The organism is Microbaculum marinisediminis (assembly GCF_025397915.1).
In the GTDB taxonomy this organism is placed as follows: domain Bacteria; phylum Pseudomonadota; class Alphaproteobacteria; order Rhizobiales; family Tepidamorphaceae; genus Microbaculum; species Microbaculum marinisediminis.
Window position 1 is genome coordinate 438,155 of record NZ_JALIDZ010000004.1, and the last position, 12,665, is coordinate 450,819.

The 12,665-nt window shown below is 70.5% G+C and carries 7 protein-coding genes; 6 read left to right on the forward strand and 1 reads right to left on the reverse strand.

All coding sequences use genetic code 11. The features are described 5' to 3' along the window. Nucleotides 1-8 precede the first annotated feature (8 nt). The 6 genes from MUB46_RS10975 (at nucleotide 9) to MUB46_RS11000 (ending at nucleotide 7,758) form a co-directional block, all read left to right on the forward strand. The gene (locus MUB46_RS10975; protein WP_261615937.1) at nucleotides 9-1,370 is read left to right on the forward strand and encodes an RsmB/NOP family class I SAM-dependent RNA methyltransferase; all 1,362 of its coding nucleotides are present in this window, start codon (nucleotides 9-11) and stop codon (nucleotides 1,368-1,370) included. A gap of 156 nt (nucleotides 1,371-1,526) precedes the next feature. Continuing rightward, the gene (locus MUB46_RS10980; protein WP_261615938.1) at nucleotides 1,527-3,422 is read left to right on the forward strand and encodes a heparinase II/III family protein; all 1,896 of its coding nucleotides are present in this window, start codon (nucleotides 1,527-1,529) and stop codon (nucleotides 3,420-3,422) included. A 56-nt stretch (nucleotides 3,423-3,478) separates the two neighbouring features. Then, nucleotides 3,479-4,444, forward strand: a complete 966-nt coding sequence (locus MUB46_RS10985; RefSeq protein WP_425256245.1) for an aldo/keto reductase — start codon at nucleotides 3,479-3,481, stop codon at nucleotides 4,442-4,444. Next, nucleotides 4,444-5,154: a DUF6064 family protein gene (locus MUB46_RS10990; RefSeq protein ID WP_261615940.1), complete on the forward strand. Its 711-nt coding sequence runs from the start codon at nucleotides 4,444-4,446 to the stop codon at nucleotides 5,152-5,154. Before MUB46_RS10985 ends, MUB46_RS10990 begins: the two co-directional genes overlap by 1 nt. Before the next feature lie 94 nt (nucleotides 5,155-5,248). Then, a complete protein-coding gene (gene purH / locus MUB46_RS10995) occupies nucleotides 5,249-6,850 on the forward strand; it encodes a bifunctional phosphoribosylaminoimidazolecarboxamide formyltransferase/IMP cyclohydrolase (RefSeq protein ID WP_261615941.1) in 1,602 nt (533 codons plus the stop codon). 23 nt (nucleotides 6,851-6,873) lie between these two features. Next, a complete protein-coding gene (locus MUB46_RS11000; RefSeq protein ID WP_261615942.1) occupies nucleotides 6,874-7,758 on the forward strand; it encodes a dienelactone hydrolase family protein in 885 nt (294 codons plus the stop codon). Here the strand turns inward: MUB46_RS11000 and MUB46_RS11005 are convergent, their stop codons facing one another. Then, nucleotides 7,759-12,612 carry an NAD-glutamate dehydrogenase gene (locus tag MUB46_RS11005; RefSeq protein ID WP_261615943.1) on the reverse strand — a complete coding sequence of 1,618 codons (4,854 nt, stop codon included), beginning with the start codon at nucleotides 12,610-12,612 and terminating at the stop codon, nucleotides 7,759-7,761. It abuts the gene before it with no gap. Nucleotides 12,613-12,665: the final 53 nt, after the last annotated feature.

Genomic DNA, 12,665 nt, shown 5'->3' on the forward strand with positions numbered 1-12,665 from the left:
CGCAAACCGTGAGCACTCCCCGTAGAAGACAGAAACCGGCGCGCGAGCCGGCCGGGCTCGCCGCACGGCGGATCGCCGTCGAGATCGTCGACGACGCGCTCCACCGGCGCCAGACACTGGATGCCGCCCTCGACGTCGAGCACGGCCAGGCCGGCCTCGCCGCGCTGGAGCCGCGCGACCGCGCCTTCGTCAAGGTGCTGGCGACCGAGACGATCCGCCGACACGGCCAGATCCGCGCCCTCCTGAGCGCCTATCTCGACAAGCCGCTGCCGAAATCGGCCGGCCGGACGATGGCGATCCTCGAGGTCGGCGCCTGCCAGATCCTGTTCCTCGACGTGCCCGCGCACGCCGTCGTCGATACCGCCGTGGGCCTTGCCGCGGCCGACCGGGCGGGGCGGCACTTCCGCGGCCTCGTCAACGCGGTGCTGCGCCGGGTCGCGGGCGATCGCGAGGCGCTGCTGGCCCGCCCCGACGGCGTCCGCGCGACCGCGCCGGACTGGCTGGCGCAGCGCTGGATCGCGGCCTATGGCGCCGAGACCGCGCAGGCGATCATGGCCGCGCATCTGGCCGAGCCGCCGCTCGACCTGACGGTGAAATCCGATCCGCAGGGCTGGGCCGACCAGCTCGGCGGCGCGGCGCTGCCGACCGGCACGGTGCGCATTCCCAAGGCCGGCGACATCGCCGCGCTGCCGGGATTCGCCGACGGCGCGTGGTGGGTGCAGGACGTCGCCGCGGCGCTGCCGGCGCGGCTGCTCGGCGACGTCGCCGGGCTGCGGGTCGCCGATATCTGCGCCGCGCCGGGCGGCAAGACGGCGCAGCTGGCCGCCGCCGGGGCATCGGTGACCGCGGTCGACCGGTCGGCCTCGCGCATGGCCCGGCTGGAGGCCAATCTCGCCCGGCTCGGCCTTGCCGCCGAACCCGTCGTCGCCGACGCCGCGGCCTGGGAGCCGGGAACCCGCTTCGACGCGATCCTGCTCGACGCGCCCTGCTCGGCGACCGGAACGCTGCGGCGCCATCCCGATATCGCCTGGATCCGCCGCGAGGCGGAGATCGCCCGCCTCGCCGACCTGCAGGGCCGGCTGCTGCGACGGGCGTTCGACCTGGTGACCCCCGGCGGAACGCTGCTCTACGCCACCTGTTCGCTCGAGCCGCAGGAGTGCGAGGCGCAGATTTCCAAGATTCTGGGCAGCGGCCTGGCGATCGAGCGCAAGCCGATCGCGGCGTCGGAAATCGCCGGCCTTGGCCAGTGCATCACGCCCGACGGCGACCTGCGCACGCTGCCCTGCCACGCGCCCTGGCCCGAGGGCGCAGCCCCGGGCGACGGCGGTATGGACGGATTTTTCGCCGCCCGGCTTGTCCGCACCGCCTGAGGCGGGGCAGCCTGTCTGCGGGATTTTGAGCGGTATGCTTGTTTAAACTTCAATTATATTAAACTTTTAAGGACAGTATGGAGCTCGCGGGGGCTGGGCGGCACCGTGTCGCGCGCCCGGCGATCCCCCGCGATCGAGGAAGAGTAGGCGGCGCGTATGGCCGGAATTGCAATCGGCGATCGTTTGCGGATCGGCGCGATCATGGCCGGGCATCAGGTTCGCTCGATGCTCATGGCCTATGCGAGCCCGTTCTATCGCTGGCGTTTTTCCGCCGGCGCGCCGGAGCGTCTCATCGTCGCCCCACAGGACCTGCGCACCGCCGACCCGATCATCGCCGCCGATTTCTATACCGGCCATTTCGCCCTGGCCGGCGCAGCCATCGACGTGGGCGGCAAATCGCCGTTCTCGGCGCCGCCGCCGTCGCCGGACTGGCAGCGGGCGCTGCACGGGTTCGGCTGGCTGCGCCACCTGCGCGCCTCCGACACCGACCTGACGCGGCTGCACGCGCGCGCGCTGATCACCGACTGGATCGAGGACTACGGCGGCTGGGACCCGGTCGCCTGGGCGCCGGAGGTGGTGGCGCGGCGGCTGATCTCGTGGTTCAGCCATTCGCCGCTGATCCTGCGCGGCGCCGATATCGGCTTCTACCGCCGCTTCATGCGCTCGCTGGCGCGGCAGGTGCGCTATCTCATCCGCACCGCCGATGACGCGCCGGACGGGGTCGGCCGCTTGATCGCCGTCATCGCGCTCTGCCACGCCGGCCTGTGCATGACCGGGCGGCAGCGGCTGATGCGCCAGGCGGCGCGCTGGCTCGACGACGAGCTCGTGCGCCAGGTGCTGCCCGACGGCGGGCACATCTCGCGCAATCCCGAGGCGGTGGTGCTGCTGCTCCTGGAACTGCTGCCGCTGCGCCAGACCTTCGCGGCGTGCGACGTCGCCCCCTCGAGCGCGCTGATGTCGGCGATCGACCGGATGATGCCGATGCTGCGCTTCTTCCGGCACGACGACGGCGCGCTGGCGCATTTCAACGGCATGGGCCCGACCTATCCCGACATCCTCGCGACCCTGCTTGCCTATGACGAGACGCGCGGCGCGCCGGTGCTGAACGCGTCGTATTCCGGCTACCAGCGGCTCGAGGCCGGCGACACCGTCGTTATCGTCGATACCGGCGCGCCGCCGCCGCCGACGGTGAGCCGCGAGGCGCATGCCGGCTGCCTGTCCTTCGAGATGTCGGCGGCGGGGCAGCGCCTCATCGTCAATTGCGGCGTTCCCGCCTTCGGCTCGGCCCAGTGGCGGGCGGTGTCGCGGGCGACCGCCGCCCATTCGACGGCGACGCTGAACGACACCTCGTCGTGCCGATTCGCCACCAACGCGTACGTCCTGAAGACCCTCGGTCCGGTGATGCTGTCGGGGCCGCGCACCGTCACGGTGGAGCGGCAGGACGCCGACGTCGTCTCGCTGGCGGCGAGCCATGACGGCTATCGCAGCGATTTCGGCATCATCCACGAGCGGCGCATGGCGGTCAGTCCCGACGGCCGCCGGGTGGAGGGCGAGGACGTCTTCTCCAGCGTCGGCGGCGGTGGCGGCAACGCGCCCTACGCGGTGCGGTTCCACCTGCACCCCTCTGTGCGGGCAAGCCGGACCCGCGACCACAACCGCGTCATCCTGGCCCCGCTGCACGGCGCGTCCTGGGAGTTCTACGCCGGCGGCGCCGACATCGCCATCGAGGAAAGCGTCTATCTGGGCGGCCTCGACGGGCCGCGCCGCAGCGAGCAGATCGTGCTGCACGGGCGTTGCCGCCACGCCCCGCGCGTCAACTGGCGCCTGCAGCGGATCGACCCGAAGCGCCAGGCCGCCGGGTCGGCCGGTGCGGTGGAGGAACTGCCGCTCGACGCGGACGAACTGGCGCTCGACGCGGAGGCGTCCGAGCCGGCGGACATGCCCGCTCCCGACGGCAATGCAAGCAATGGCGGTAATGATGGCCCCGGTAATGGCGGGCCCGGAGATGGCGGGCCCGGAAATGGTGGGCCGGGCGGGCGCACCACCGGGTAGGCCCCGGCCACCGCGCCGCCCTTGCCAGGCCGCGCGCCTGTGCCAGATTCCGCGTCATGCGACGGCGATCCCCGTCTTTTCCCGCGGCGCCCGGCGAAACGACCCGGCGGGCCTTCGTGGCGTCCGCGGCCGCGCTCGCCGCTTCGGCGGCGCTGCCCTCGCGCGTGTTCGCGGCTGGCGAGTCCGGCGTGGCGGGCCCGCTGACGCGGCCCATCCCCGCGAGCGGAGAGCGGATCCCGGCGGTCGGACTGGGCACCTGGATCACCTTCAACGTCGGCGCTGATCCGGTGCTGCTGGAAGCCAGCGCGACCGTCATGGCGGCGTTCTTCGCGGCCGGTGGCCGGGTGATCGATTCCTCGCCGATGTACGGGTCGTCGCAGGCCACCCTCGGATACGGCTTCGGCAGGCTCGGCCGCCCCGACGGCCTGTTCGCCGCCGACAAGGTGTGGACCTCCGACGGCGCCAGCGGGCGCGCCCAGATCGCGGACTCTCGGGGCAAGTGGACAGTGCCCCGGTTCTCGCTGGTGCAGGTGCACAACCTGGTCGCCTGGCAGGCGCACCTGCCGACCCTGCAGGCGATCAAGGCGGCCGGCGAGATCGGCTATGTCGGGATCACCACGTCGGAGGGGCGCCGGCACCGCCAGTTCGAGCAGGTCATGCGCCGCGAACCGCTTGATTTCGTGCAGATCACCTACAACGTGCTGGATCGCGCGGCGGAGGAGCGGATATTGCCGATCGCCCGCGAGCGCGGCATCGGCGTCATCGTCAACCGGCCGTTCCGCCAGGGCGCGCTGACGCGCCGGCTGGCGCGCGAGCCGCTGCCGGACTGGGCCGCCGAGATCGGCGCGACGAACTGGGCGCAGGTCCTCCTGAAGTTCATCCTGGCGCATCCCGTCGTGACCGTGGCCATTCCCGCCACCACGCGCCCCGATCACGCCCGCGAAAACGTGGCCGCCGCCGCCGACCCGCTGCCGGATGCCCGCCTGCGCGAGCGCATCGCCGATCACGTCCGCTCCCTGTGATGAGAGAGTGGTGGACCTATCGTCCCGAGGACTTCCTGCTGTTTGCCGACCGCGTCTACTGGCGGCTGTTCGAGCTGCATAATGCGGCGGTCTGGCCGGCGCAGATCGCGGCGTTGCTCCTCGGCGCGGCGATCCTTGTCCTGACCGTTCGGCCGCGGCCATGGTCGGGCCGGGTCATCGCGCTCGCCCTTGCCGCGGCCTGGCTGTTCGTCGCCTGGACGTTCCTGTGGCTGCGGTTCCGCCCGATCAACTGGGCGGCCGGCTATGCCGTCGCGCCGTTCGTCGCCGAGGCGCTGCTGCTCGTCTGGCTGGGCGGGGTCCGGGGCCGGCTGCGTTTTGGCGCGCGCGGCGGCCCCGGCGGCCGGCTCGGCCTGGCCGTCTTCGCCTATGCGCTGCTGGCGCATCCGTTCGTGGCGGTGCTCGCCGGCCGGCCCCTCGCCGGCGCCGAGATCTTCGCGATCGCGCCGGATCCGCTGGCGATCGGCACGCTCGGCCTTCTCGCCACGGCCAAGGTAAGTGGGGCCCATATAAGTCGGTCAGGGGGGAGATTGACGGTGGCGGCGCTCTTCTTGGTGCCGCTATTGTGGTGCGGCGCGAGCGCGGCGACGCTTGCGACGATGGGAACCTGGGAGGCGTGGATACCGCTGGCGGCGGCGGTTGCGGCGGTGGCGGCCAGGGCGTGGCCGCACGGCCGAAAGCCGCCGACCTGACTTTTCCCCCGGCGGGGCGGTTCGAAAAGTGACCTTTTCCGCGCATCGTGCTAAGCGGCGGGCCACACGCTTTCTTCCGCTTCAGGATCTTCCGATGACGAACACGCCGACGCCCGTTCGCCGGGCCCTCATCTCCGTTTCCGACAAGACCGGAATCGTCGACTTCGCCAAGGCCCTCGCCGACAAGGGCGTGGAGCTCCTGTCGACGGGCGGCACCGCCCGCGCGCTGAAGGAGGCGGGGCTCCAGGTCACCGACGTCGCCTCGGTCACCGGGTTCCCGGAAATGCTCGACGGACGGGTCAAGACGCTGCATCCGAAGGTGCATGGCGGCCTGCTCGCCGACCGTTCCAAGCCGGAGCATGTCGCGGCGCTGAGCCAGCACGGCATTCCGGAAATCGACCTGCTGGCGATCAATCTCTATCCCTTCGAGGAGACGCTGCTGCGCGGCGCCGGCTTCGAGGCGTGCATCGAGAACATCGATATCGGCGGCCCGGCGATGATCCGCGCGGCGGCCAAGAACCACGGCTCGGTGACGGTGCTGGTCGATCCGGCCGACTATGCGGGCGTGCTCGAGGAACTCGGCACGGGCGGCGTCAGCGCCGGCACGCGCCAGCGGCTGGCGGCCAAGGCGTTCTCGCGCACCGCGGCCTACGACGCGGCGATCTCGCGCTGGTTCACCGACGCGGTGGGCGACGGCGAACCGACCTGGGTCAGCTTCGGCGGCACGCTTGGGGAATCGCTGCGCTACGGCGAGAACCCGCACCAGCGCGCCGGCTTCTACCGCACGCCCGAATCCCGGCCCGGTCCGGCGCGGCCGGGCGTTGCCACCGCCCGCCAGCTCCAGGGCAAGGCGCTGTCCTACAACAACATCAACGACACCGACGCGGCCTTCGAACTCGTCGCCGAGTTCGATCCGAACGACGCGGCGGCGGTGGCCATCATCAAGCACGCCAATCCCTGCGGCGTGGCGACCGGGGCGAGCCTGCGCGAGGCCTACGAGCTGGCGCTGCGCTGCGACCCGGTGTCCGCCTTCGGCGGCATCGTCGCGCTCAACCAGACCCTCGACGCGGAGGCCGCGGAGAAGATCGTCGAGATCTTCACCGAGGTGATCGTCGCCCCGGCGGCGAGCCCGGAGGCGATCGAGATCGTGGCGGCGAAGAAGAACCTGCGCCTGCTGGTGACCGGCGGCCTGCCGGATCCCGCCGCGCCCGGCCTGACCGTGCGCTCGGTCGCCGGCGGCCTGCTGGTGCAGTCGCGCGACAACGGCCGGCTCGGCGCGACCGATCTGAGGGTCGTGACCAGGCGGGCGCCGAGCGAGCAGGAACTGCACGACCTGCTGTTCGCCTGGCGGGTGGCCAAGCACGTGAAGTCGAACGCCATCGTCTACGCCAGGGACGGCGCCACCGCCGGCATCGGCGCGGGCCAGATGAGCCGGGTGGATTCGGCCCGCATCGCCGCGCACAAGTCCGAGGAGGCGGCGAAGGCGGCGGGGATCGCCCGGCCGCTCGCCGAGGGCTCGGTGGTCGCATCGGACGCCTTCTTCCCGTTCCCGGACGGGCTGCTGGCGGCGGCGGCGGCGGGCGCGACGGCGGTGATCCAGCCGGGCGGCTCGATGCGCGACGAGGACGTGATCGCGGCCGCCGACGAGAAGGGGCTGGCCATGGTGTTCACCGGAATGCGTCACTTCCGGCATTAGCCTCCGGGTGATACAATCTATAGATGCGGCGTATACTCGTATCCATCCTGATCGCGGTCATCGTCGTCCTGGCCGGCGGCGGCGCGTATGTATGGCTGTCGCTGACCGGGGCCTTCACCGACAAGCGAACCCCGGCACGGCTTCTGGCGCTGCTGGAGCCGGATATCGTGATCGTCAAGCCGGACGGCGACGGGCCGTTTCCGGCGGTGCTGCTGTTTCACGGCTGCGAGGGCCTGTGGAACGGCGACAAGCGCCGGCCGCTGATGGGCATATACGCCGATATCGCCAAATCCGAGGGGGTGGTGGCGATCATCGTCGACAGCCTGAAGCCGCGTAACATCAATTCCGAGGAAGCCTATGCCGACGTCTGCCCCGGCTGGGTGCTGCGCGGCTCGGAGCGGGCCGGCGACGTGGCGGTGACGGTGCCGTTCGCCCGTGGCCTTCCCTATGTCGACCCGGACCGGATCGCGATCGCCGGCTGGAGCCACGGCGGCTGGACGGTGATGGACTTCCTGGCGATGCCGCCGCAGGAGATGGTGCCCTACAGCCTGACACGGTGGCCGGAGGCCGCGTTCGCCGGCCTGACCGCGGTCTACCTGACCTATCCCTATTGCGGCTTCCCGGCGCTGGCGCCGGCGGCCGGCGAGATCGAGCCCCGTCCGACCTGGGCGATCCACGGCACCGCCGACGTCACCGCCGACCCGGCGCCGTGCGACGAGGCCTACGCGCTGGCGATCGAGGAGGGCGCGCCGGTCGACGTCGCGATCCTCGACGGCGCGACGCATGCCTTCGACCGTCCCGACGTGCTGCCGGATTCCACCTCCGTCTACGATCCGGCCTTCGCGCAGATCGCCTACGACCGCTTCCGCAGCTTCCTGCGCGAGGTGCTGATCCCCTCTGGACGGTGACTATCCGCCCGCCAGGTCGTTGAACAGGCTGGCCGCCACCGCCAGCCGGGACAGGCTCATGGGACCGCGCTCGATATCGGCGATGGCGCCGGCGGTGCGCCTGACACTGTCGCCGCGCGTGGCGATCCAGGCGTCCAGCGCCGGCTTGCCCTTCTTGTCCGTCGCCAGCACCTCGGCCACCAGCTTGCGCTGGGCCTCGTGGATCAGGTCGAGGGTGCGGTTGAGCGCCAGCCGGTCATAGTAGTCGACGGCGGCGAGCGACCGGGTCGTCTCGCTGAGCTCGTCGACGCGGAAATGCGCCGAGAAGGCGAAGAAGGTCTCGGCGACGGCGCTGAGCGACTTGCCGGTGCGGTCCGAGACCAGAACGATATCGGGCACGCGCGACAGCCATTGCGCGCCGGCGGCACGAGTCGCCAGGCTTTCCGGCAGCCCGGCCCCGACCAGCTCGTCGCGGCGCGCGGCGATGCGCTCGGCGGCCTCGCCCGGCACGATCCTGGCGAGGTCCTTGGCGAGCTTCGCAGTCGCCTTGCGGTAGTGGTCGATGACCTCGGCGAGGCCCTGTTCGATGTCGATGTTGCGCAGGAACCAGGCGGTGGCGCGCAAGAGCAGGTCCTGGAGGCCGGCGTAGAGCTCGAGCTGCAGCGCGCCGGATATCCTGCTGTCGAGCGCGTCGATCTCGCCGTTGACCTCGGTGAGGCCGAAGGCGTTGCGGGCGGCGGCGAAGGCGGCGGCGATCTCCGGCACGTCGGCGCCGGTCTCGTCGGCGAGCCGGACGATCATTGTCGGGCCGCAGCGGTTGATCATCGAGTTCGCCAGCATGGTGGAGATGATCTCGCGGCGCAGCCGATGGTCGGCGATCGCCCCGGGGAAGCGCGCCTGCAGGGCTTCGGGGAAGTAGCGCATCAGCTCGCGGCCGAGATAGGAATCGTCGGGCACGGCGCAGTCCAGCAGCCGCGAATACAGGTCGATCTTGGCGTAGGCGAGCAGCACCGCGAGCTCTGGGCGCGTCAGCGGCTCGCAGCGCGTCTCGCGGGCCTGCAGTTCGGCGTCGTCGGGCAGGTCCTCGACCGCGCGGTCGAGGTCGCCGTGCGTTTCCAGATTGCGCATCAGCCGCTGCTGGAAGCCCAGGTCCTCGAGCCCGCGACGCTCGGTCAGCGACAGCGCCAGGGTCTGCAGATAGTTGTTGCGCAGCACCAGGCCGGCGACCTCCTCGGTCATCTCGACGAGCAGGTCGTTGCGCTGGGCCAGCGTCAGCGATCCCTTCCGCATCTCGCTGCCGAGCGCGATCTTGATGTTGACCTCCATGTCGGAGGAGTTGACGCCGGCGGAGTTGTCGATGGCGTCGGAGTTGATCCGGCCGCCGGCGAGCGCGAACTCGATGCGGGCGCGCTGCGTCATGCCGAGATTGGCGCCTTCGCCGACGACCTTCACCCGCATCTGCGCCGCGGTGATGCGGATTGAATCGTTGGCGCGGTCGCCGACGTGGTCGTCGGTCTCCTCGCTGGCGCGCACATAGGTGCCGATGCCGCCGAACCAGAGCAGGTCCGCCTCGAGCCTGAGGATCGCCGAGATCAGCTCGGATGGCGTCGCCGTCTTGCGGTGGATGCCGAGCAGGTCCTGCATCTGCGGCGACAGCGGGATCGCCTTCATCTGGCGCGAGAACACGCCGCCGCCCCTGGAGATCAGGCTGGCGTCGTAGTCCTGCCAGCTCGAGCGCGGCAGCGCGAACAGGCGCGTGCGCTCGGCGTAGCCGATGGCCGGGTCCGGATCGGGGTCGATGAAGATGTCGCGGTGGTCGAACGCGGCGACGAGGCGGATCTGCTCGGACAGCAGCATGCCGTTGCCGAACACGTCGCCGGACATGTCGCCGACGCCGATCACCGAGAACGGCGTCGTCTGGATGTCGACTTCCATCTCGCGGAAGTGGCGCTTGACGGCCTCCCAGGCGCCGCGCGCGGTGATGCCCATCTTCTTGTGGTCGTAGCCGGCCGAGCCGCCGGAGGCGAAGGCGTCGTCGAGCCAGAAGTCGTGCGCCTGCGACAGGCCGTTGGCGATGTCGGAGAAGGTCGCCGTGCCCTTGTCGGCGGCGACGACGAGATAGGGGTCGTCGCCGTCGTGGCGCACGGTCAGCGCGGGCGCGACGATGGCACCCTCGACCAGGTTGTCGGTGATGTCGAGCAGGCTGCCGACGAAGATCTTGTAGCAGGCGATGCCCTCGGCCAGCATCGCCTCGCGGTTGCCGACCGGCAGGTGCTTGGGCACGAAGCCGCCCTTGGCGCCGACCGGCACGATGACGGCGTTCTTGACCTGCTGCGCCTTGACGAGGCCGAGCACCTCGGTGCGGAAGTCCTGCGGCCGGTCGGACCAGCGCAGGCCGCCGCGGGCGATCTCGCCGAAGCGCAGGTGCACGCCTTCGACGCGCGGACTGTAGACGAAGATCTCCATGTGCGGGCGTGGCTCGGGCAGATCGTCGATCTGCCGGCTCGACAGCTTGATGGAGAAGGCCTCGCGCGGCTCGCCGTGGGTGTCGGTCTGGTAGAAGTTGGTGCGCAGCGTCGCGCGGATGAGGTTGACGAAGCAGCGCACGATGCGGTCCTCGTCGAGACTGGGAACGGCCTCGAGCGCGGCCTCGATCCGGTCGACGACCGCCTGTTCGCCGGCCAGTCTTTCCGCCCGGTCGGTGACCTGCGGCGAGAAGCGGGCATGGAATACGTCGACCAGCAATCCGGCGATGTCGGCGTGATGCTGCAGCGTCTGCCACATGTAGTCCTGGGAGTAGGGGATGCGGGCCTGGCGCAGATAGCGCGAATAGGCCCGCAGCGTGGCGATGTCGCGCCAGGCCAGCCCGGCCTTGACGATGAGGGCGTTGTAGCCGTCGTTCTCGGCCTGGCCGAGGGCCACGGCGAGGAAGCCGTCGGCGAGCCGCCCGTTCAGGCGGTCGAGGTCGATCGCCGCGCCGTCGGCGCGTTCCAGCACCATGTCGTGCATCCAGATGTCGGCGACGGCGTCGGCATCCGGCCGGGCGATGCGGTAGGTGCGCTCGCTGATGACCTTGAAGCCCATGTTCTCCAGGATCGGCACGCGCTCCGACAGCGGTACCGGGCTGTCGAGCCGGAACAGCTTGAGGCCGAGCCGGTCGGGACGGTCCGCGTCCGGTCGGTGGAAGTCGATCAGAAGGCGGCGCTCGCCGACCAGCCGCTCGACGACGGAGATGTCGTGCACCGCCACCTCGGCGGGGTAGGCGGCCTGGTAGCCGCCGGTGAAGGCGTCCTTGTAGCGGTGGTACAGCTCGGCGGCATGGAAGACGTCGTGGGCGTCGTCGAGCGCCTCCTTCAGGTTGTCCGACCAGATGCGGATCAGGCCGGCGATCTGCGCCTCCAGCCCGGCCTGGTCCGGCGTCGGGGCGGTGCCCTCGTAGCGGCCGATGATGAAATGGACGCGGGTCAGCACGCCTTCGGGATAGAAGGGATAGAAGGCCGACACGCGGCCCTCGAAGGCGCGCGCCAGCAGGTCGCCGATCGCCAGGCGGACGTGGGTGTTGTAGCGGTCGCGCGGGACGTAGACGAGCGCGGAGACGAACCGGTCGAACTTGTCGGCCCGGTAGAGGACGCGGATGCGCGGGCGCTCGCCGAGCTGGAGGATCGCCAGCGACCATTCGTAGAGCGTCTCGATGTCGATCTGGAACAGCTCGTCGCGCGGGAACGTCTCCAGCACGTTCATCAGCGCCTTGCCGTTGTGGCTCTGCGGCTCGAATCCGGTCTTGCGCATGACCAGATCGACCTTGTGCCGCAGATAGGGAATGGAGCGGATACCGCGGTTGTAGGCGGTCGAGGTGAACAGGCCGATGAGGCGCAGCTCGCCGGTCAGGGCGCCCTCGTCGTCGAAGGTCTTCACGCCGACATAGTCCATGTGGACGCGGCGATGGACGAGCGACTTGACGTTGGCCTTCGTCACGATCAGCGGCACCGGCTGCATCAGGAAGTCGCGCAGCTCCGGCGTGTAGGTGACCCATTCGCGGCCGCGCCGCAGGACCATCACGCCGGGATCGCGCAGGATGCCGAAGCCGGCGCCCTCGTCGCGCGAGACGCGCTCGAGCCGGCCCTCCTCGACGCCGCCGACGAAGGCGTACTCGCGCAGGCCCAGGAGCGTGAAGTTGTTGTCGGCGATCCAGTCGAGGAACTGCACGGCCTCGGCGATCTCGTCGGCGGGGATCGGCGGCGGGTTGGAGCGGTAGACCTCGATCTCCTGCTTGAGCCGGGCGAGCATCGGCTGCCAGTCCTGGACGACGATGCGCACGGCGTCGTCGACGCGGCCCAGAGCGGCGGCCAGCTCGCGCCGCTCGAGATCGGAATCGATGCGATCGACATGGATCTGGATGACGCTCTCGCGCAGCACCTCGGCCCGGGAGGACGGTCGCTCGATTCCGTGGAATTTCCGGCGCCTGCCCCTGGAATCGCGCTCGACGCCCATGATCGGGTGCAGTACGAGGCGGACCTCGTAGTTGCGGTCCTGCAGCTCGGCCATCGCCGAATCGAGCAGGAACGGCATGTTGTCGTTGACGATCTCGACGACGGTGACCGAGTTGAGCGGCGACTCCGGCGCGGGGTCGAGCGGATCGGGATCGAAGACGCGGATCTTGTGCTTGCCGGGCAGCCGTGTCGCGGTGAAGTTCCAGGTGCCTTCGGCCAGCAGCGCCAGTTCGCCGGGCGCGTAGATCGCCAGATCCTCGTAGGCGGCCTCGGAATACAGGCAGTCCGTGAACCCGCCGAGCGCCGACTTGCGGGCACCGCCCGGAAGCGCCTTCAGGGTCGCCTCGATCAGCGCGCGCCTTCTGTCCTGGTCGCGTTGGAGCATAGCGTTTCCTCGTGTTCCGTTTTCCGTTCTTGCGACTCACGGCTTGCCGGGAA

Coding starts and splice junctions, on each gene's coding strand:
- MUB46_RS11005 (WP_261615943.1), bottom strand. CDS start 12,612: ATGCTCCAACGCGACCAGGACAGAAGGCGCGCGCTGATCGAGGCGACC.
- MUB46_RS11000 (WP_261615942.1), top strand. CDS start 6,874: ATGCGGCGTATACTCGTATCCATCCTGATCGCGGTCATCGTCGTCCTG.
- MUB46_RS10980 (WP_261615938.1), top strand. CDS start 1,527: ATGGCCGGAATTGCAATCGGCGATCGTTTGCGGATCGGCGCGATCATG.
- MUB46_RS10990 (WP_261615940.1), top strand. CDS start 4,444: ATGAGAGAGTGGTGGACCTATCGTCCCGAGGACTTCCTGCTGTTTGCC.
- MUB46_RS10985 (WP_425256245.1), top strand. CDS start 3,479: ATGCGACGGCGATCCCCGTCTTTTCCCGCGGCGCCCGGCGAAACGACC.
- purH (WP_261615941.1), top strand. CDS start 5,249: ATGACGAACACGCCGACGCCCGTTCGCCGGGCCCTCATCTCCGTTTCC.